Origin of the sequence: Microbacterium sp. CCNWLW134 (genome assembly GCF_037083565.1) — a bacterium.
In the GTDB taxonomy this organism is placed as follows: Bacteria; Actinomycetota; Actinomycetes; order Actinomycetales; family Microbacteriaceae; genus Microbacterium.
In genome coordinates, this window is record NZ_JBAOJU010000001.1 from 1,463,069 (window position 1) to 1,482,724 (window position 19,656).

Annotated in this window: 23 protein-coding genes and 1 tRNA gene; 7 read left to right on the plus strand and 17 right to left on the minus strand. The window is 69.6% G+C overall.

Translation table 11 applies throughout. From position 1 onward, the window contains the following. Positions 1-93: 93 nt before the first annotated feature. Entirely contained in the window at positions 94-1,407 is a 1,314-nt protein-coding gene (gene pabB / locus V6S02_RS06920; RefSeq protein WP_336400316.1) for an aminodeoxychorismate synthase component I, read from the minus strand. Between the two features lie 42 nt (positions 1,408-1,449). Between pabB and V6S02_RS06925 the strand changes: the two genes are divergently transcribed. The 4 genes from V6S02_RS06925 to V6S02_RS06940 are packed head-to-tail and all read left to right on the plus strand — an operon-like array spanning position 1,450 to position 4,913. Continuing rightward, positions 1,450-2,133: a DedA family protein gene (locus V6S02_RS06925; RefSeq protein WP_124293328.1), complete on the plus strand. Its 684-nt coding sequence runs from the start codon at positions 1,450-1,452 to the stop codon at positions 2,131-2,133. A 4-nt stretch (positions 2,134-2,137) separates the two neighbouring features. Beyond that, a complete protein-coding gene (locus V6S02_RS06930; protein WP_124293329.1) occupies positions 2,138-3,172 on the plus strand; it encodes an App1 family protein in 1,035 nt (344 codons plus the stop codon). A 45-nt stretch (positions 3,173-3,217) separates the two neighbouring features. Then, on the plus strand, positions 3,218-3,955 hold the full coding sequence (locus V6S02_RS06935; RefSeq protein WP_336400317.1) for an SOS response-associated peptidase: 738 nt from the start codon (positions 3,218-3,220) through the stop codon (positions 3,953-3,955). Next, positions 3,945-4,913, plus strand: coding sequence for a 3-methyladenine DNA glycosylase (locus V6S02_RS06940; RefSeq protein WP_336400318.1), 969 nt, complete (start codon positions 3,945-3,947; stop codon positions 4,911-4,913). The genes V6S02_RS06935 and V6S02_RS06940 overlap by 11 nt, the downstream gene beginning before the upstream one ends. Here the strand turns inward: V6S02_RS06940 and V6S02_RS06945 are convergent. From V6S02_RS06945 to V6S02_RS06955, 3 genes are read right to left on the minus strand one after another with little or no spacing between them, the layout of a single operon-like run. Continuing rightward, the gene (locus tag V6S02_RS06945; protein WP_336400319.1) at positions 4,796-6,025 is read right to left on the minus strand and encodes a glycoside hydrolase family 3 N-terminal domain-containing protein; all 1,230 of its coding nucleotides are present in this window, start codon (positions 6,023-6,025) and stop codon (positions 4,796-4,798) included. The genes V6S02_RS06940 and V6S02_RS06945 overlap by 118 nt on opposite strands. Positions 6,026-6,062: 37 nt before the next feature. Then, the gene (locus V6S02_RS06950) at positions 6,063-7,262 is read right to left on the minus strand and encodes a PQQ-dependent sugar dehydrogenase (RefSeq protein WP_124293331.1); all 1,200 of its coding nucleotides are present in this window, start codon (positions 7,260-7,262) and stop codon (positions 6,063-6,065) included. Positions 7,263-7,277: 15 nt separating this feature from the next. Further along, positions 7,278-7,451, minus strand: coding sequence for a hypothetical protein (locus V6S02_RS06955; protein WP_336400320.1), 174 nt, complete (start codon positions 7,449-7,451; stop codon positions 7,278-7,280). A 122-nt stretch (positions 7,452-7,573) separates the two neighbouring features. On the opposite strand from V6S02_RS06955, the gene V6S02_RS06960 reads away from it, so the two are divergent. Then, positions 7,574-7,786, plus strand: a complete 213-nt coding sequence (locus tag V6S02_RS06960) for a hypothetical protein (protein ID WP_124293332.1) — start codon at positions 7,574-7,576, stop codon at positions 7,784-7,786. Here V6S02_RS06960 and V6S02_RS06965 read toward each other — a convergent pair. From V6S02_RS06965 to rplU, 11 genes are all read right to left on the minus strand, one after another. Continuing rightward, positions 7,762-8,787, minus strand: a complete 1,026-nt coding sequence (locus tag V6S02_RS06965) for an epimerase (protein ID WP_124293333.1) — start codon at positions 8,785-8,787, stop codon at positions 7,762-7,764. The genes V6S02_RS06960 and V6S02_RS06965 overlap by 25 nt on opposite strands. A gap of 50 nt (positions 8,788-8,837) precedes the next feature. Further along, a tRNA-Ala gene (locus tag V6S02_RS06970) sits at positions 8,838-8,910 on the minus strand. A gap of 42 nt (positions 8,911-8,952) precedes the next feature. Then, positions 8,953-9,357 (minus strand): ribosome silencing factor, encoded by a 405-nt coding sequence (gene rsfS, locus V6S02_RS06975; RefSeq protein ID WP_336400321.1) that lies wholly within the window; start codon positions 9,355-9,357, stop codon positions 8,953-8,955. Beyond that, entirely contained in the window at positions 9,354-10,298 is a 945-nt protein-coding gene (locus tag V6S02_RS06980; protein WP_336400322.1) for a hypothetical protein, read from the minus strand. Before V6S02_RS06980 ends, rsfS begins: the two co-directional genes overlap by 4 nt. After that, positions 10,295-10,891 (minus strand): nicotinate-nucleotide adenylyltransferase, encoded by a 597-nt coding sequence (gene nadD, locus V6S02_RS06985; protein WP_124293336.1) that lies wholly within the window; start codon positions 10,889-10,891, stop codon positions 10,295-10,297. Before nadD ends, V6S02_RS06980 begins: the two co-directional genes overlap by 4 nt. 9 nt (positions 10,892-10,900) lie before the next feature. Further along, entirely contained in the window at positions 10,901-11,128 is a 228-nt protein-coding gene (locus V6S02_RS06990; RefSeq protein ID WP_124293337.1) for a hypothetical protein, read from the minus strand. A 48-nt stretch (positions 11,129-11,176) separates the two neighbouring features. After that, positions 11,177-12,478: a glutamate-5-semialdehyde dehydrogenase gene (locus V6S02_RS06995; RefSeq protein ID WP_336400323.1), complete on the minus strand. Its 1,302-nt coding sequence runs from the start codon at positions 12,476-12,478 to the stop codon at positions 11,177-11,179. A gap of 35 nt (positions 12,479-12,513) precedes the next feature. Next, complete coding sequence (proB, locus tag V6S02_RS07000) at positions 12,514-13,329, minus strand: glutamate 5-kinase (RefSeq protein WP_205783120.1); 816 nt, start codon at positions 13,327-13,329, stop codon at positions 12,514-12,516. A 5-nt stretch (positions 13,330-13,334) separates the two neighbouring features. Beyond that, the gene (gene obgE / locus V6S02_RS07005; protein ID WP_124293340.1) at positions 13,335-14,840 is read right to left on the minus strand and encodes a GTPase ObgE; all 1,506 of its coding nucleotides are present in this window, start codon (positions 14,838-14,840) and stop codon (positions 13,335-13,337) included. Between the two features lie 94 nt (positions 14,841-14,934). Further along, on the minus strand, positions 14,935-15,189 hold the full coding sequence (rpmA, locus tag V6S02_RS07010) for a 50S ribosomal protein L27 (RefSeq protein ID WP_124293341.1): 255 nt from the start codon (positions 15,187-15,189) through the stop codon (positions 14,935-14,937). Between the two features lie 18 nt (positions 15,190-15,207). After that, complete coding sequence (gene rplU, locus V6S02_RS07015) at positions 15,208-15,516, minus strand: 50S ribosomal protein L21 (protein ID WP_164478179.1); 309 nt, start codon at positions 15,514-15,516, stop codon at positions 15,208-15,210. A gap of 157 nt (positions 15,517-15,673) precedes the next feature. Between rplU and V6S02_RS07020 the strand changes: the two genes are divergently transcribed. After that, the gene (locus V6S02_RS07020) at positions 15,674-15,955 is read left to right on the plus strand and encodes a DUF4031 domain-containing protein (RefSeq protein ID WP_124293342.1); all 282 of its coding nucleotides are present in this window, start codon (positions 15,674-15,676) and stop codon (positions 15,953-15,955) included. Here the strand turns inward: V6S02_RS07020 and V6S02_RS07025 are convergent. Next, a complete protein-coding gene (locus V6S02_RS07025; protein WP_336400324.1) occupies positions 15,949-18,345 on the minus strand; it encodes an Rne/Rng family ribonuclease in 2,397 nt (798 codons plus the stop codon). The two genes, V6S02_RS07020 and V6S02_RS07025, sit on opposite strands and share 7 nt — an antisense overlap. Positions 18,346-18,638: 293 nt before the next feature. Here V6S02_RS07025 and V6S02_RS07030 point away from each other — a divergent pair, with 293 nt between their 5' ends. After that, the gene (locus V6S02_RS07030; protein WP_336400325.1) at positions 18,639-19,241 is read left to right on the plus strand and encodes a vitamin K epoxide reductase family protein; all 603 of its coding nucleotides are present in this window, start codon (positions 18,639-18,641) and stop codon (positions 19,239-19,241) included. On the opposite strand, the gene ndk is transcribed toward V6S02_RS07030, so the two are convergent. Next, positions 19,242-19,655: a nucleoside-diphosphate kinase gene (gene ndk / locus V6S02_RS07035; protein WP_124293345.1), complete on the minus strand. Its 414-nt coding sequence runs from the start codon at positions 19,653-19,655 to the stop codon at positions 19,242-19,244. Position 19,656 lies beyond the last annotated feature (1 nt).

The window sequence follows — 19,656 nt, forward strand, 5'->3', positions numbered from 1 at the left end:
TGCCAATCGTGGTGCTCGAACGGGACATCGAGCGCGCGGAGCGCGAGATTCCCAGGGTAGCCGAGCCGCAGGGTCAGGCGGGGACGGGTGTCGTCACCAGCCCTTGGGCAGGGCGGCGCCGAGCGCTGAGAGCGGGCCGCGGGCTTTCAGCGCAACCTCGGCGACCTCCGCCGATGGCACCGACCTCCACGTGATGCCACCGCCGGCGCCGACGTACGCACCGCCGGGGTGCGCCACGATCGATCGGATGATCATCGCCAGGTCCAGTCCGCCGTCCTCGCCGATCCACCCGAGGCATCCGGAGAACACCCCGCGCGGCGCACCCTCCAGCCGATGCAGGATCGTCATCGCCGACAGCTTCGGCGCTCCCGTCATGCTTCCGGCCGGGAACGTCGCCGCGAGGAGGTCGGAGACCCGGATGCCGGGGCGAAGCGTCCCCGACACGGTGCTGACCAGCTGGTGGACCTGTCGATAGGAATGGACGGCGAACAACTCGTCGACGGCGATGGATCCCGGCTCGCACACCCGCGAGAGATCGTTGCGCATCAGATCGACGATCATGAGGTTCTCTGCGCGCTCCTTCTCGTCGCCGATGAGCTCGCCAGCCAGGATGGCGTCCTCCGCCGGATCGGGCGACCGACGCCGCGTGCCCTTGATGGGGCTCGTCCGCACCCGTGCCCCCTCGACGTCGAGGAAGCGTTCCGGGCTGGCGCTGAGGAGGGCGACGTCCCCCGAGCGGATGAGTGCACCGAACGGGGCCGGCGAGCCGGCGCGCAGCCGCAGATAGACCTCGAGCGGATCGACAGGCGGGCCGGCGACGGTGAATCGAGTGGTGAGACAGAGCTGGTAGGCGTCGCCTTCGCGGATGTGCGCGCGGCATCTCTCGATGAGCGCGGCGTACTCATCCGCCCCGTGGCGTGCCACGGCCGTCGCAGGCGTGGCGACGTCTCGCGGTCGGGCTTCCCCCGCGGGAAGGAGGGCGTCGGGCACGACACGGCGTTCGGCGATGTCTTCGTGGTGCACGAAGAACACCCGCTGCCGCGAGTGATCGAAGGCGTACCACTGCGACGCGCGGAGCCACAGCGATGACGGCGCGTCGGCGGCATCCGGGTGCACCGGCGCTCCCGCAGCGGCGGCGCCCACCTCGTAGCCGAACCACCCGACCCAGCCGCCCCGGAACCGGCCGGCCGGCCACCGCTGCGCAGACGTCGTGGCCGCGCCGATCGGCGCTGCGGTGACGACCTCGGAAGCGGCGGGGGTGCCGATCCCCACCCAGCTCCAACCGCCGGACTCGGTGGCCTCGCCATCGAGCCAGAAGCAGTGATCGTGGCGCCCTGCCCACCGGGCGAATGCCTGGCTCGGGTCGATCCACGCCTCGAGCTCGACGGCCACGGGGTGCACCGACATGTTCTCAGGCTAGAGGACACGCCGGACCCGTAGGCTCAAGGGGTGAACGAGATCCTCTCCGGGATCCTCGACGCCGTCCAGAGTGTGGACCCCGTCGTGCGGACGGTGCTGGCGGGGATCGCCATCATGCTCGAGACGAGCGTCCTCGTGGGTCTGGTCGTTCCGGGCGACACGATCGTCATCGTCGCAGCCACCGCTGTCTCGTCCCCCTGGGAGGGGGTGATCCTCGCGATCGTCGTCGTCCTCGGCGCCCTCGCCGGCGAGACGGTCGGGTTCTACCTCGGGCGCTTCCTCGGTCCCTGGATCCGGCGCTCCCGGCTGGGTCGGTGGATCGGTGAGGACAAGTGGGCGCGATCCGAGCGCTACCTGCAGCGACGCGGCGGGCCGGCGATCTTCCTCTCCCGCTTCCTCCCCGTCCTGCATTCCCTCGTCCCGCTGACAGTGGGGATGAGCGGGTTCGCCTACCGACGATTCCTCGCCTGGACGGCGCCAGCCTGCATCCTGTGGGCCGCCCTCTACGTCAGCGTGGCGTCAGCGGCGGCGGGCACCTATCGCGAGCTGGCCGATCGACTCCACTTCGCGGGGTACCTGTTCGTCGGGGCCATCGTCGTCTTCCTTCTGCTCGTCTTCGCCGCGAAGAAGATCATCGAACGTCTCGAGCGCCGCCACTTCGACCCCGATCCGGTGGCGGAGTCGACGGGTGAGGTCGACACCGTGAAAGACTGAGGTGATGTCTGAGACCACTCCGTCGCCCGGCGCGAAGGTGTTGTGGCTCGCTCGCCTGGAGTACCGCTTCCACGCGTGGCGGGAACGACGCGCCCGTCGCCGTGGTCAGCGACCCACCGTGGCGCCGTTCCCCGGCTACGGGGGTGTCGACTGGGTGCGTGTGCTCGGCCGCGTGCTGATCGTCCCTCCCGCTCGCACGACCGAATCCGGCGAGTACGCCGGGGTTCGGGGCTGGCGCAGCTTCGCCTCCGTTCCCGTGGGCTACGCGCAGGTGCGGGTGACGATCTCCGGCACCGAGCACGAGGTCGTCGCCGATCGTGGCGGCGTGATCGACACCGTCCTCCCCGCGGCTCTCGAACCCGGATGGCAGACGGTGACGATGTCTGTCGAGGGCGGGGAGCCGATCGAGACGCGCCTGTTCATCGTCGCCCCCGAGGTGCGTTTCGGCGTGATCTCCGATGTCGACGACACCGTCATGGTGACCGCGCTCCCCCGGCCGCTGCTGGCGGCGTGGAACTCCTTCGTGGTGGATGAGCACGCCCGTCAGCCTGTCCCCGGAATGGCGGTGCTCGCCGAGCGACTGGTGCGCGACAACCCCGGCTCCCCCTTCGTGTACCTGTCCACCGGCGCGTGGAACATCGCCCCGACCCTCATGCGCTTCCTCCGCCGGCATGTCTACCCCACGGGCGCGATCCTCCTGACCGACTGGGGCCCCACGCACGACCGCTGGTTCCGAAGCGGCAAGGATCACAAGCTCGAGAACCTCCGGCGCCTGGGCCGCGAGTTCCCCGACGTCAAGTGGCTCCTCATCGGCGACGACGGTCAGCACGACGATGAGATCTACACCACCTTCACCAGCGAGAACCCCGACAACGTGATCGCCGTCGCCATCCGACGCCTCTCCCCTGCCGAGGCGGTCCTGGCCGGTGGGCGCACCGCGGTGAACGACCACTCCGCGGCGGCTGTGCCCTGGGTCACCGGCCGAGACGGCGCGGAGCTGCTGGACAGGCTGCAGGCGGTCGGCGTGGTCGTCTCCTGACGGCGGCACACCGCGGGGGTCGGAGGCCGGTCGTAGGCTGATCGCATGTGCGGACGCTTCGTGGTGGCAAACGTCGGCTCCGAGCTCGTCGGCGTGCTGCGTGTGGACGTCGAGAGCGACGATCTGCCTGCGCCGTCGTACAACATCGCGCCGACCTCGACCGTGGCGATCGTCCTCGACTCCGCGAAGACCGAGCCCCCCACCCGTCGTCTCGAACCGGCGCGCTGGGGTCTCGTGCCGGGGTGGGCGAAGGACGTCAAGGTCGGCGCTCGCGCGTTCAACGCCCGTTCCGAGGAGCTCGAGGACAAGCCGATGTTCCGCCAGGCGCTCGCCAAGCGCCGAGCCGTCGTCCCGGCGACCGGCTACTACGAGTGGAAGCAGGTGGACGGCGCCAAGATCCCCCACTACATCCATCCCGCCGGCGGCGAGCCGCTCTTCTTCGGCGGGCTCTACGAGTGGTGGAAGGATCCGTCGAAGCAGGACGATGACCCGGCGCGCTGGTTGCTGAGCTTCACGATCCTGACGAGGGATTCGATCGGCAGACTCGGATCGATCCACGACCGAATGCCCCTCTTCATGGATCCCGACCACGCCGACGCGTGGCTGGACCCGACGACCGAGAACGTCCGCGACGTGTTGGACGCAGCGATCGATGCGGCTCCCGCGGTCGCCGAGACGCTCGATGACCACGTCGTCGACCGGGCGGTGGGCAACGTCCGGAACAATGGTCCTCATCTCATCGAACCCGCCGACGGCGCGGCACCGACCGACGATGCGTCTTGAACGCGCGGAGTGGACAGCGCGCGAGCGCATCCACCGGGAGAGGGCAGACAGCCTGACGGCCGGTCACCGGGCGCGCGCGCAGCGTGGTGAGAAGCATCCCGTCGAAGACTTCCTGTTCACCTACTACTCGTACAAGCCGGCGCTGCTGTCGCGGTGGCACCCCGGTGCGGGTGTCGACCTCGTCGATGCCGCCGGCGAGGCGCGTGCGGGCTGGCGCTGGTACGAACCGGGAGCGCACGCGGCGACCCTGCGGGTGGACGACGTCGGGTTCCGACGGTCGCGGGCCGGGCTGCTTCGCGGGATCGAGGGCCTCCTGCGCGCCACGCAGGGGCGTGCGCCGGTGTTCGGCTGCTTCGGCCTGCACGAGTGGGCCATGCTCTACCGCTCGTCTGAGCGGCGCCATTCGCTTCCGCTGCGTCTGGGATCGCGGGGAACGGACGAGGTGGTCGAGTCGCACGAGCTGCGCTGCACCCACTTCGATGCCTTCCGCTTCTTCACGCCGGACGCGGTCCCTCGAAACCGCAATCGGCTCGAACGGGCGAGTCAGAGCGAGTTCGAGCAACCCGGATGCCTCCATGGCGGCATGGATCTGTACAAATGGGCGATGAAGGCCGGCCCCCTGGTGCCGGGCGAGCTGCTCCTGGACTGCTTCGCGCTCGCCCGCGACACCAGAGCCCTCGACATGGCCGCCTCGCCCTACGACCTGCGCGACTGGGGATACGAGGCGGTCGAGATAGAGACGCCGTCAGGCAAGGCGGCGTATGTCGGCCGGCAGCGCGACCTCAGTGACAGAGCGCAACTGCTGCGGTCGCGGCTGCGAGACGCCCTGCGGGCGGGAGATCACGAGACCGGCTCGCACGACGGACATGGAGACATGCCCCTGCCCTCCGCGGCGAGCAGCAGTCGCGCTTCGGCCACGCGTGTCGCCGCCTCGCTGAGACGCGCCTCCGAGAGCTGACCGGACGCGACGGCGGCCACGATGCCGTTCACGACGGCGGGAGCGGTGTCCGCCGTGGAGGAGACCACCGTGAGCACCATGTCGTTGCCCGCCGCCAGGGCGGTGACGGCATTCGTGACGGGGTCGAGGTAGGCGGGCTCCCCCGCCGACTGCAGCATGCCGAGATCATCCGTGATCGCGATGCCGTCGAAGCCCAGTTCCTCCCGGGCGATCCGGTGCCACTCCGCCGACAGCGACGCCGGCAGCGGGTCGACGGCGGTATAGGACAGGTGACCGAACATGAGGAACGGCGCGCCGGCGTCGATCCCCGCAGCGAACGGGCGAGCGTCAGAGGCGGCCCATTCCGTTTTGGACATATCCGTGCGCGGAATCGTCGCGTGCGAATCGCCGGGCGCTGCTCCGTGCCCAGGGAAATGCTTGATGGTCGACAGGGCGGCCCCCGCCTCCCCGGCGACCGCCGCTCCCACGCGCTCCGCCGCACCACCGGCATCCGTCCCGAGCGCCCGGCGGAAGATGAACTCGCCCGGTGCCGGCGAGACGTCAGCGACGATGCCGAAGTTCACGCCGATCCCCACCCGCTGCAGAAGGGCAGCGCGGGCGGCGAAGGCCGCCGCGGTGTCGGCGGCGGGGGCGTTCTTCAGCGTCAGTGCTGCGGGCAGACTGTCCCACGGCAGCCGCGACACATCCCCGCCCTCCTGATCCACGGCGATCAACGCCGGAAAAGCGGGGTCCCCCGTCAACGCGGCGGTCACCTGCGCGAGCGACGCCTCGTCTGCGGGGATGTTCGCCCCCATGAGGATGAACCCGCCGATGCCGGTCTGCTCCATGTATGTCCCGAGTTCACCCGGGTCGGTTCCCGGCACGTGACCCATGACGACGCTCGCCGCCTTCTCGGGGAGGGTCATCGCCTCGACCCGTTCCGTGGCGAGACGAGCGAGGGTGTCAGAGGGTGCCGGCTCGATCGACACGCCGGCGGCGCCCACGGACCCGGCGGTGGAATCGTCCTCGGTGTCATCGGCGCCGGCCGGCCCGCCCGGAGCGACGGTGAGTCCCACAGCCAGCGCGAGTGCGGGCAGCGCACGTTCCCCCCGCACTCTCCGCCGACCTGTCACGCGGTCCAGCCTACGGCGCGGTGCCGCGGCGCGGCGGTCAGCCCGCCGGCCCCAACGGCACCCGCAGCAGCACATCGTCCCCTTCCCGGGGATCACCTCGCCCGTCGGTGTTGTTCGTCAGCACCCACAGGCTCCCGTCTCCGGTCGCGACCGCGTCGCGCAGGCGTCCGTATCCGTCGAGCACCACGATGGGCTCTCCCTCGGCACCCGCTCCCGACACATCGATCGCCCAGAGACGTTCGCCGCGGAGTCCGGTCATGAAGACGGTCTCGCCGACCGCCGCGATCCCACTCGGACTCGCCTCCGCCGTCGCCCACACCGCAACCGGATCGATGAACCTCTCATCCCCGGCCCGCCCCTCGACCTCCGGCCACCCGTAGTTGCCGCCCGCCTCGATGCGATTGAGCTCGTCCCAGGTGTTCTGGCCGAACTCGCTCGCCCACATCGCACCGTCGCCCGACCAGGTGATCCCCTGCACGTTCCGGTGCCCGAGGGAGTACACCGCCGTGCCGAACGGGTTGCCTCCCGCCGGGTCCCCGTCGGCCGTCAGCCGGAGGATCTTGCCGCCCAGCTGCGCCGGATCCTGGGCGGCCCGGACGTTCTGTGCGTCACCGGTGGTGACGTACAGCAGCCCGTCGGGGCCGAAGGCGATGCGCCCGCCGTTGTGCGTGTTCGCTCTCGGAATACCCGCGAAGACCGTCTCCACCGAGCCGAGCCGCCAGCCGTCCGCGGTGAAGGTCAGCGGTGCCCGGACGACCCGGTTGTCATCCGCGGCGCCGTGATAGGCGTACAGCCAGTGTCGCTCGCCGTCGACGAGCACGGCCAGGCCGTGCAAGCCCGACTCGCCGCCGGACACCACGCCCTCGATCCGTCCGAGCTCACCCACGCGGCCGTCGGGGCTGACGACTCGGATGACGCCGCTGTCGCGCTCGGACACCGCCAACGCACCGTCGGGCAGCGCGGCCACGGCCCACGGCGCGGTCAGCCCGCTCGCGACCGTGACGACCCCCTCCGCGACCCGCCAGTGGCCGGTGAAGGCGGGCGGTGACGGAGAGGGATCCGTGCGCGGCGCGACAGGTTCCACGGTGCCCGGATCGCTCGTGGGGGCATTCGCCGGGCTCTGCGCGCACCCCGCGAGGCCCAGCACCAGAGTCAGAACGCCGACGACGCACACCCCTGACCAACGACGGGACGTGCGCCCCGCCCTCAGCGGAGGGCACCGGTCGATCGACGTCATCCGGCAGTCTCCGTCCTAGCCGCCGCCGATGCCGCCGGACCCTCCGTCGCGGCGCTGGTCGATCGGAGATGCGTTGATGACGCCCGGGTCAGCCCCTCCCGGCCGTGCACGACGGGTTTCGTAGGTCTCCGGCTCCGGCCGGAACGTGCGCACCAGTCGCTGCCAGAGAGATCGCTTCGCTGCCGTCATCATCACTCCGTCCGTCGCGACCCGGGAACTCCACCCACCTCGGAGTCTAAGCGGCTCCTGCGCGTCGTGGCCGGACCGGAGCAGAAGGTCACGGTACCGTCGAAGGGGCGAGAGGGGGCCGAATGGGCGAGCGGAGACAGCGCACGAAGCCGATGGTGCGGGTGCCACGGCATGGGTACGCGTTCGTGACGATCACGGCGCGCGATGCCAACGGATTCGTCCACCACTTCGACGAGATCGAGACACCGTTGGCCTCGCTCCGCGAGGCGGTCGCGGTCATGCAACTGCAATCGACGGCGACCGAGGCCGCTCACGACGCCGTGCGCGGCGCCTGATCGTTCAGCGCTCTCGCGGCGACGACCGCATCCACGGCGTCGACGAGGTCGGGATGTGAGAACTCGTATCCCGCGCCGGTGAGAACACCCGGCAACACCCACCGGCTCTTCAGGATGAGCTCCGGCTCGGTCCGCAACAGCCACATGGCGGGCTCCAGCATCCATCTCCACGATGCAAGCCCCAGCGGCATGCCGACGGCGCGACGGAGGGTGCGCATGAGTTCGGCGTTGTCGCTCGGGTGCGGACTGGACAGATTCACCGGACCCTCGAGGTCGTCGCGATCGATGAGGAATCGGATGGCACCGATGACGTCGTCGAGGTGGATCCAGCTGAACTTCTGTCGACCTCGCGTGCGGTACACCGGCGGCCCGACGTCAGGACCGGACGGGTCGGCGCCGATCCCGCGATACCGTCTGTGCGGGAACCACGGCCCGTCGTGCTGGGGACCGCCGAGGCCGACGCGAGCGAGGGTGAGCAGCAGTCCCGTCGCGGGTCCGTCGCCGAGCACGATGGCCATCCGAAGCGCGATACGGCGGGTCGTGGGGAGATCGCCCGCGAAGAACTCCCGTTCCCAGTCCCGGGCGACGTCCACGGAGAACCCTTCGCCGAACCGGCCGTCCTCCTCGGTGTGGGGCCGATCCATCGCGTGGGCGTAGATCGTCGCGGTCGACGAGTTGAGCCAGACCCGCGGCGGGCGTGAGGCCGCGGCGATCGCGTCCCGCAGCGCCGCGGTCGTGTGTACACGGGACCGGAGGATCTCGTCGCGATTGGCATCGGTGTACCGGCAGTTGACGCTCTTCCCTGCCATGTTCACGACGACGTCGGCCCCGTCCACCGCGGCGGCGATGCGGGCCGGGTCGTGCCAGGAGACCGCTTCGCGTCGGCCGATGCGGACCACGTCGTAGCCGTCTGCCGCGAGAGCCTCGGACACGGCAGCACCGAGGAAGCCGCTCGCGCCGGCGACGACTGCCCGGGGCATCCGATCTCCCCTCGCGGTCATGATGACACCGTCCTACGACGAAGCCCCCGATCTCTCGGGGGCTTGTTCGGTGGACCTGAGGGGACTCGAACCCCTGACCCCCTGCATGCCATGCAGGTGCGCTACCAGCTGCGCCACAGGCCCGGATGTCGCCTCACGAGGCAACCCCACAAGATTACTACATCGTCAGGCGTGCCTCGAACCACTCGCGGCGTCCGTCTCCCCGGCGTGTGCGGGGAGCTCGATCGGGACGACCGGGCAGTCCTTCCACAGCCGCTCGAGCCCGTAGAAGACCCGCTCCTCTTCGTGGAAGACGTGGACCACGAGGTCTCCGAAGTCCAGCAGCACCCAGCGCGCCTCCTGGCGCCCTTCGCGGCGGAGCCGCTTGTGCCCCGCCTCGAGCAGCTTCTGCTCGACCTCGTCGGCGATGGCGGCGACATTGCGCTCGCTGCGTCCCGTTGCGAGGAGGAAGATGTCGACGAGAGGCAACGGCTCCGAGACGTCGAGGGCGACGAGATCTTCGGCCCCCTTCGCATCCGCGGCGGCGGCGGCGATCTGCAGCATCTCTCGAGACGATTCCGTGGCCGTCATGCGAAAACCCCGCTGACGAAGGCGAGGATGAGCACCGCCGCCAGCGCAAGCGCGAGGGCACCGGCGGTGATGGCCAGGGCGATCATCAGGCGACTGCCCTTCTCGGGTGCCGGCGGCTGGATGATCTCGCCCGGAAGCTTCACCGTGCTGATCGCGGCGCTGGCGGCGATCGGAGTCGGGGACGAATGCGCGGGGAGCTCGCCGTCCACGAGCACGGCGTCGACGTCTTTTCCGTCGGCGGCACCCGGCGCATGTCCGGTGGAGCCGAGCCCGTCGGGCAGATTCAGCATGCCCGTGATGATGACCTCGCCGGTGGCGTTCACCGGTGCCATGATCTGCGGAGACGGCGTCTGCGAGACGATCAGGGCGTGCGGCGTGCTCGACGTCGACGCCGGTGCCCGGGTGAGGAGCTGATCGAAGGACGGCGGGAGATCGACCTGCACCGCCTCGGCTTCGAGGAGTTCGGCACCGAGCTTCGGGCTGACCGTGGCGCGCTCGGCGGCGGCGTCGCCGTCGCCGGAGTCCCGGGCGGAACGGTCGTCGGGCGCCGCCGGCTCGGACACGTCGTCCTCGACCGTCGCACTCGCCTCGGGCGTCGCAGCCGGGCGCGGCGGCGCCTCGAGCAGGTCGGGCGTGATCACGGGTACCGACGCCGTACGGATCCGCTCCTGCTGCCGCGCCTGTCGGCGCGTGAGAGGTGAGACGCCGAGATCGACGGCGGAGTCGGCGACGGGCCGGGCGCCGATCACGGCGGGTTCCGCGGCTCGCGCCAGGGGCGCGGCGGCGACGTCGGCCCTCTCAGGCGCAGTGTCGGTGGGCGCCGCGGTGTCTTGACGTGCCGCCTCGATCGCTTCCCGGCTGACGACCGGAGTCGCACCGGTGTTGCGGATCTCACGCAGTTGCTTGCGGGTCAGCGGGGGGTTCGCTGGGTTATCCGTCATTCCTTGCTCCGGTAGAGGTGATGCTTGGCAATGTATTGCACAACGCCGTCCGGCACGAGGTACCACACCGGGTGGCCTCGGCGAACGCGTTCTCGGCAATCGGTCGACGAGATGGCGAGCGCGGGGATCTGCAGCTGACTCACATCTTCGGTCGGCAAGCCCGCGGTGTCGAGGACGTGACCGGGACGAGAGACGGCGACGAAGTGGGCGAGATCCCACAGTTCATCATGGTCCCTCCAACTGAGAATTTGCGCTATGGCGTCGGCTCCGGTGATGAAGAACAGCTCGGCATCGGGCCGCTGGTGCTTGAGATCGCGGAGAGTATCGATCGTGTAGGTCGGACCGGAGCGGTTGATATCCACCCGACTCACGGTGAACCGGGGATTGGAGGCGGTGGCGATCACCGTCATCAGGTAGCGATGCTCGCTGTCGCTGACGCGGGTCTTCTGCCAGGGGTTCCCCGTGGGCACGAAGACGACCTCATCGAGATCGAACGACTGCGCCACTTCGCTGGCCGCGACGAGGTGGCCGTGGTGGATGGGATCGAACGTCCCACCCATCACCCCGATCCTCGGGGGACGCGCCGGGCTCATGCGCTCGGCCTAGTGGCCGTGCCCCGCCTTCACGATGTCGTTCGCGTGGGCCTGCGAGTAAGCCTCCGCCTTGTGCGCGTGCCGGTTGGCGACGTTGCGGTACGAGGCGGTGACGAGGGCGAGGGCGGCGAAGACGACGATGGCGACGATGCCGTACCACACGGTCTCCAGCGCCACGTTCCCGTGGGACTCGGCCTCTTCGGCGGCGAGGCTGACAAGCGTCGCGAAGGTCGTCATTCGGGCTCCGTTCGTTTTCCCGGGTGCAGGCGTTCCCAGTCTAGGCGGTCAGCCGCGCACCTGCCCGGCACCCCGCGCGATCCACTTCGCGCTGGTGAGCTCGGCCAGACCCATCGGACCGCGGGCATGGAGCTTCTGCGTGGAGATGCCGACCTCCGCCCCGAAGCCGAACTCGCCGCCGTCGGTGAAGCGCGTCGAGGCATTGACCATCACCACCGCGGAGTCGACCTCCGCGATGAATCGTTCGGCGCTTGCGTCATCCATCGTGATGATCGATTCGGTGTGCTGCGTGGAGTAGCGGCGGATGTGATCCAGCGCGTCGTCCAGATCGTCGACGACCCGCATCGCGACATCCAGGCTGAGGTATTCCGCCGCCCAGTCCTCGTCGGTCGCAGGAACACCCCGGCCCGCCAACTCCAGGACGGTCTCGTCCCCGTGGACGGTGACGCCCCGGGCGACGAGGGCATCGACCACGGCGGGCACCAGCCGTTCCGCGGCCGCGCGGTGGATCAGCACCGTCTCGACGGCGTTGCAGACACTGGGTCGCTGCACTTTGGCGTTGACGACGATGTCGCGCGCCCACTCGAGGGGGGCCGTCTCGTCCAGCACGATGTGGACGACCCCGGCGCCGGTCTCGATCACCGGGACGGTGGACTCGGTCACGACCGTGTGGATGAGATCTGCGCTCCCCCGCGGCACGAGGACGTCGATCATCCCCCGCGCCGTCATGAGCGCCCGAGCGCCGTCACGTCCGAAGGGGTCGACCGTCTGGATCGCCTCGGGATCGATGCCGACGGCTGCGAGAGCACGCCGCATCGCCGAGACGATCGCGGCATTGCTCGACAGCGCCGCACTCCCTCCGCGGAGGACCACGGAGTTGCCGGAACGCAACGCCAAGGCGGTGATGTCGACGGTGACGTTCGGCCGGGCCTCGTAGATGGCTCCCACCACGCCGAAGGGCACAGACACCTTGGTCAATGCCACCCCATTGGCAAGCGTCCGTCGGTCGAGGATGCGCCCGACGGGGTCGGGAAGGACGCTGATCTCCCGCACTGCGTCGGCAAGGGCCGCCACACGCGCCTGATCCAGCGAGAGTCGGTCCTGCAGCGCCTCGGAAAGACCGGCCTCGCGTCCGCGCTGGAGATCCTCCGCATTCGCCGCGATGATCTCGTCGGCAGCGCGGGCGATCTCGTCGGCGATCGCCCGCAGGGCCTCCCGCTTCTGGGCATCGGTGAGCAGACCGATCGAACGGGCGGCATCCTTGGCCTTCCGCATCCGGGATGCGGCGCTGTCGTCGGAGACGGCGTCGTCGGCTGTGTCGGAAGCCGGTGAGGCGGAGAGCGTCGACATACCTCCAGGGTATCGAGCCGGCACGTGCGCGTCGGTCACGCGGTGGTGCGGATGGCGCCCGTCGGCACAGGGGTCTGGACGGGACGGGGCACGAAGAAGGTGCCGACCTGCGCGCCGGCGAGGGCGGGCTCCACGAGATCGGCGCTGGTGACGAGCGTGGCGATTCCCGACGCCGCAGCGAGCTTGGCCGCAGAGGCCTTGGTCGCCGCTCCCCCGGTCCCGACGCTGTTCACCACGACGGAGCCGAACTCGTATCCCGACAGGTCATCACCCGGCGCGACATCGACGATGGGGCGCGCTCCTGGCTGGTCGGGCGGCCGGGTGTAGAGGGCGGCGATGTCGCTGAGCAGGATGAGCGCATCCGCGCCCACAAGCTGCGCCACCATCGCCGCGAGCCGGTCGTTGTCACCGAAGCGGATCTCGTGCGTGGCGACGGTGTCGTTCTCGTTCACGATCGGCAGGATCCGCAGCCCCAGCAGTCGTTCCATCGCGCGTCGGGCATTGGAGCGGTGGGTGACGTTCTCGAGGTCGCCGGCCGTGAGGAGCACCTGGCCGGCCACGATCCGGAAGGGCCGGAGAGCCTCCTGATACCGGTAGATGAGCACGTTCTGCCCGACGGCGGCAGCGGCCTGCTGCGTGGCGAGATCGCTCGGTCGCTCATCGAGGGCCAGAAACGGCATGCCGGTGGCGATCGCGCCGGAGGACACCAGCACCACCTCGATGCCGGTGGCATGCGCGCGCGCGAGCGCTTCCACCAGCGGCTGGATCTTCGCCGCGTTGTCTCCGCTGATCGAGGAGGAACCGACCTTCACCACGACACGCCGGGCACCGGGGATGCCGGCGCGGTCCATCAGCGTCACTCGGACTCCTCGGGAGCCTGCCGTTCTGCCCGGCGTTCGGCCTCGAGGTCTGCGCGCGCCTGCGCTTTCGCGTCCATCCGCTCGTGGTAGCGATCCCGGCGCTGCGACGTGGTGCGACGCGTGCTCTGGTCGAATCGCGGATCGGTGCCGCGCGGGGCCGCGATGAGCTCCGCCGCAGAGCTGAGCGACGGCTGCCAGTCGAACACCACGCTCTCTCCCTCGCCGATGACCACCGTGGCGCCGGCTGTCGCGCCGACGCGGTAAAGCTCGTCCTCGACCCCGAGCCGGTCGAGACGATCCGCGAGGAAGCCGACGGCCTCCTCGTTCTGGAAGTCCGTCTGCTGCACCCATCGCACCGGCTTCTCACCGAGGATGCGGTAGACCGGTCCGTACGATCCGCCTTCGACCCGTACCGTGAAGTCGGCCTCCGCCCCCTTCGGACGGATGACGACGCGCTCGACCGGAGGCTGCGACGCCTGCGCCACGCGGTGCGCGGAGATGAGGTCGCCCAGGGCGAACGTCAGCGGGCGGAGTCCTTCGCGCGACACCGTGGAGATCTCGAAGACGCGGAATCCGCGCGCTTCGAGCTCGGGGCGCACGAGGTCGGCGAGATCCTTCGCCTCGGGCACATCGATCTTGTTCAGGGCGACGAGCTGTGGTCGTTCCAGGAGCGGAACCTGGTCGTCGGGCACCGGATAGGCCGCGAGCTCGGCGAGGATGACGTCGAGGTCGGTCAGCGGATCGCGCCCCGGATCCAGGGTGGCGCAGTCGAGGACGTGCACGAGAGCCGTGCACCGCTCGACGTGGCGGAGGAATTCCAGGCCCAGTCCCCGACCCTCACTGGCGCCCTCGATGAGACCGGGAACGTCGGCGACGGTGTAGCGGACGTCACCGGCCTGGACGACGCCCAGGTTCGGATGCAACGTGGTGAACGGGTACTCGGCGATCTTCGGACGGGCGGCCGAGATCGCCGCGATGAGGCTGGACTTGCCGGCTGAGGGGAAGCCGACCAGCGCGACGTCGGCGACGGTCTTCAGTTCGAGGACGACGTCGCCCTCCCACCCGGGTGTGCCGAGCAGGGCGAAGCCGGGCGCCTTGCGCTTCGGGGATGCGAGGGCGGCGTTGCCGAGTCCGCCGCGGCCGCCGGGGGCGACGACGAATCGCATGCCCGGCTCGATCATGTCGACGAGGGTCTCGCCGGACGGATCCTTGACCACCGTGCCGACCGGCACGGTGAGCTCGAGGGACTCGCCGGCAGCGCCGGAGCGGTGATCGCCCATCCCGAACCCGCCGTTGCCGGCACTGCGGTGAGGAGAGTGGTGGTACGACAGCAGAGTCGTGACCTGGGGGTCGGCCACCAGGACGATGTCGCCACCGTGACCACCGTTGCCGCCATCCGGTCCGGCGAGCGGCTTGAACTTCTCACGTCGCACGGAGACGCAGCCGTTGCCGCCCTTCCCGGCCCGCAGGTGCAGCGTCACCTGGTCGACGAAGGTGACCATCATGCTCCCTGCGGTCAGGCGACGAATCGCCGGTGGAGTGGGAAAGGGGGCGAGCATCCGCCCGCCCCCTCCCGGAGAACTGTTCGAGGGGCCGTTACTCGGCCGCGACGATGTTGACGACCTTACGGCCGCCCTTGGTGCCGAACTCGACAGCACCAGCCGACAGCGCGAAGAGCGTGTCGTCGCCACCGCGGCCGACATTGGCGCCGGGGTGGAAGTGGGTGCCGCGCTGGCGGACGATGATCTCGCCGGCCAGGACCTGCTGGCCGCCGAATCGCTTCACGCCCAGGCGCTGTGCGTTGGAGTCACGACCGTTCCGGGTGGAGCTTGCGCCCTTTTTGTGTGCCATCTCTACGTCTCCCTGGGCTTACTTGATGCCGGTGATCTTGACGCGCGTGAGGTCCTGACGGTGTCCTTGGCGCTTCTTGTAACCGGTCTTGTTCTTGAACTTCTGGATCACGATCTTGGGGCCGCGCTCCTCGCCGAGGACCTCGGCGGTCACGGTGACCTTCGCGAGCTTGTCGGCATCGGTCGTCACGGCGTCGCCGTCGACGAGCAGAACCGCGGGGAGCTCGAGCTTGTCGCCCACCTTCGCCTGCTGACGGTCGAGGACGACGATGGTGCCGACCTCCACCTTCTCCTGCCGGCCGCCGGCGCGCACAACTGCGTAAACCACTTCACACCTGTTTTTCTTCTGGGAGCGCACGCGCTCGGGATGTCACACAAGACGTGGTGCGGATTTCTCGACGCACCAAAGGAATACTTTACCGGATGCCGGGACCACAGGCAAAAGCCCGTGCCCGCGTGTCCGGAGCGGGCCATAAGATCAGCGGATGGCGATCCTGATCGATGAGCCCCGCTGGCCCGCCCACGGGCGGCTGTGGTCGCACCTGATCAGCGACTGCGACCTGGATGAACTCCACGCCTTCGCCGCCGCGGCGGGCATCCCTCGCCGGGGATTCGATCTGGACCACTACGACGTCCCTGAGGAGTCGTACGACCGCCTGGTCGGCGCCGGCGCCCGCCCGGTCGACGGCCACGAACTCGTCCGGGCGCTGCTGGCGTCAGGGCTGCGCGTCACCGCGCGCGAGCGTCGGAACCGCATCTCTCACTGAGGCGGGTCGACCGGCGCGTGGCTGATCGGCGTCCCGGTCAGTGCGGCGGTGGTGACCCGTCGGCGCGCGCGACCCTGGCCGGGGGCCTTCGGTTCGGGGAGAGCATCCAGAACGGAGTCGAGCAACAGCTCCGCTTCGGACTTCGGTCCCTTCCCCGCATCCGGGCGCTTCTTGCGAGGCTTCTTGGGACGCTCCCGGTCGGCCGCGCGCTCGACGCCGTCCTCCACGATGGCATCGGCGACCGCCTCGACCACCGCGGGCGGGATCTCCGGGCGCTCGTCCTCCGCATGCGGCTGGATCGTCGACGCGGCGATCTGGGCGAGCGCCGACTTGACGCCCTCGGTGATCACATGCGTGCCCTGCGAACCGCCGTTGGAGGACGATCCGTTGCGCGGTCGACGACCGCTCGAGCTCGTGCCTGCCGCGCGATGCTTGGAGACCGGATCGTGGTGGACGATGATCCCGCGACCCGCGCACACCTCGCACGCCTCGCTGAAGGTCTCCAGCAGGCCGAGGCCGAGCTTCTTCCGCGTCATCTGGACGAGCCCGAGCGACGTCACCTCCGCCACCTGATGCTTCGTGCGGTCGCGGCTGAGGCATTCGACCATGCGTCGGAGGACGAGGTCGCGGTTGGATTCCAGCACCATGTCGATGAAGTCGACCACGATGATGCCGCCGATATCGCGCAGGCGGAGCTGGCGGACGATCTCCTCGGCCGCTTCGAGGTTGTTCTTCGTCACGGTCTCCTCGAGGTTGCCCCCGGAGCCGACGAACTTCCCGGTGTTGACGTCGATGACGGTCATCGCCTCGGTGCGGTCGATCACGAGCGATCCACCGGAGGGCAGCCAGACCTTGCGGTCGAGGGCCTTCTCGATCTGCTCGGTGATGCGGAACTCGTCGAACGGGTCGGCATCGCCCTCGAAACGGGTCACCCGTTCGAGCAGATCGGGCGCGACGCTCTGCAGGTACGACGTGATCGTCTGGAACGCGTCGTCGCCCTGGATCAGCATCTTCGAGAAGTCCTCGTTGAAGACGTCGCGGACGATCTTCACGAGCAGGTCGGGCTCTGCGTGCAGCAGCGCCGGAGCCGGCATCGATTCGACCTGCCGGCTGATGTGCTCCCACTGGGTGGTGAGGCGCTGGACATCATGCGTCAACTGGTCCTCGGTGGCGCCTTCGGCCGCGGTGCGGACGATCACACCCGACGACTCGGGGAGCACCTCCTTGAGGATGCGCTTGAGCCGGGCGCGCTCGGTGTCGGGGAGCTTCCTGGAGATCCCGTTCATCGCGCCACCGGGGACGTAGACCAGGTAGCGGCCGGGGAGGGAGATCTGGCTGGTGAGACGAGCACCCTTGTGCCCGACCGGATCCTTCGTGACCTGCACGAGCACCTTGTCGCCGGACTTCAGCGCCAGCTCGATCCGGCGCGGCTGGTTGCCGGTCTCGACCGCATCCCAGTCGACCTCGCCCGAGTAGAGCACGGCGTTACGACCGCGGCCGATGTCGACGAAGGCCGCCTCCATGCTGGGCAGGACGTTCTGCACGCGGCCGAGGTACACGTTGCCGATGAGGGAGGCGTCCTGGTGGCGGGCGACATAGTGCTCGACGAGGACGTTGTCTTCGAGGACGGCGATCTGGATGCGCCCCGCCTTGGACCGGACGATCATGACCCGATCCACGGCCTCGCGACGCGCGAGGAACTCCGCCTCCGTCACGACGGCACGGCGTCGCCCGGCCTCGCGGCCGTCGCGGCGACGCTGCTTCTTCGCCTCCAGCCGGGTCGACCCCTTGATGCGCTGGGGCTCGGTCACGAGCTCGACGGCACGCTGGCGCGGCTGCTCGTCGCGGTCTCGACCCTGGTCGCCGTCGTCGTCGCGACCGTCGGATCCACCACGGCGGCGGCGGCGCTTCGACGACGTCGGCGCCGGCGTGCTCTGCTCGGAGCGAGGAGGGCGGGCGGGAAGTGCGGGGAGGGGTGGGAGATCCGGGGCGTAGAAATGCAGCGTGGTCGACACCGACGAAACGAACACCTCTGGCAGCAGTCCGAGACTCACGGCGGTGGGCGGCCCCTGGGGTGTCTCCTCGCCCTGAGGGTCGGAGGACGACGACTCGACGGTCTCCTCAGCTGCGGGGGCATCTTCGCCGTCGCCGGGCTCCGCGGCCTGCGTATCGACCGACTCGGGATCCGCGGACTCCGTCGGTGACGGCTCGACCGGTGCGTCGCCCTCGGGCGCGCTCTCGGCGGAGTCGGCCTCGGGCGCCGGTGCGCCGTCCTCGTAGACCGCGATCGACTCGATCAGGGCCGCGGTCTCGTCCTCGGCCGCATCCGGCGTCGGAGAGGACGGGCCCTCTGCGGAAGGTTCGACATGCTGTTCGTTCTCATCGGCCATCACTGGCTTACTCCTTGCGGGGCGACACCGCGCGTCGTCCGGCGAAATCTCTGGCGGCGCCGCACCTGCGGTGCCGCGAACTCACTGCGGTCTGCAGCCGGCCCGAGGCTCGGGCTGCGCGGGCGGTCATCGCCCGAAGTCTTCGCGATGCGGTGAGGCGGCGCGGCCGCCACGCATCAACGATCATTATCGCACACGGCGCAGATCGGGCAGGGGTGACCCGCCTCGGGGATTCGACGACGCCTCGCGTGACCTGCGGCACGCACTCAGGCTGCCGGTGTCAGAATCGACCAATGCCCGCTGCGTCTTCGCGTTCCCAGCCCCGCGCTCTGGCGATCTGGCTCCTCATCGCCGGCGTCATCGGGTGGTGGGCGGCCTTCTCCCTGACGATGGAGCGGTTCCACCTGCTCGAGAACCCGGGATCCAGCGCCTCCTGCGACTTCAGTCCCCTGGTGCAGTGCGGCAAGAATCTCGAATCCGCCCAGGGTGCGGTGTTCGGTTTCCCCAACCCGATCCTGGGTCTCGCGGGCTGGATCGCGCCGATCGTCGTAGGGGCGGCGATCCTCTCGGGCGCTCGCTTCGCCCGTTGGTTCTGGCTCCTGCTCGAGCTCGGGATGACCCTCGCGTTCGCTTTCGTGGTGTGGCTGATCACCCAGAGCATCTTCGTGCTCGGCACTCTGTGCCCGTGGTGCATGGTGACGTGGGTCGTGGCGATCCCGTCGTTCTACGCCGTCACCCTGCACGTGATCCGAACCGGGATCCTTCCCGCTCCCAAGGCGATGCGTCGTGCGGCCGACCGGCTCATGGGCTGGGTTCCGCTTCTGGCGGTCCTCAGCTACGCGCTCGTGGCGATCCTCGCCCAGGTGCGACTGGACGTCCTCGGCTCGCTCTTCTGATCAGAACCAGATCGACAGTTCGCGGGCGGCGGACTCGGGGCTGTCCGAGCCGTGCACGAGGTTCTGCTGAACCTTCAGTCCCCAGTCGCGTCCGAAGTCGCCCCGGATGGTTCCCGGTGCTGCAGCCGTCGGGTCGGTCGCCCCGGCCAGGGAGCGGAAGCCCTCGATGACGCGGTTTCCGGCGACACGGATCGCCACCGACGGCCCCGACATCATGAACTCCAGAAGCGGCTCGTAGAAGGGCTTGCCCTCGTGCTCGGCGTAGTGCGCTTCGAGGCGCTCGCGGTCGGGTTCCACCAGACGGATGTCGACCAGGGCGTAGCCCTTCGCCTCGATGCGGGCGAGGATCGCCCCCGTCAGACCCCGCGCGACGCCATCGGGTTTCACCAGGACGAGGGTCTCTTGCGTAGCCATG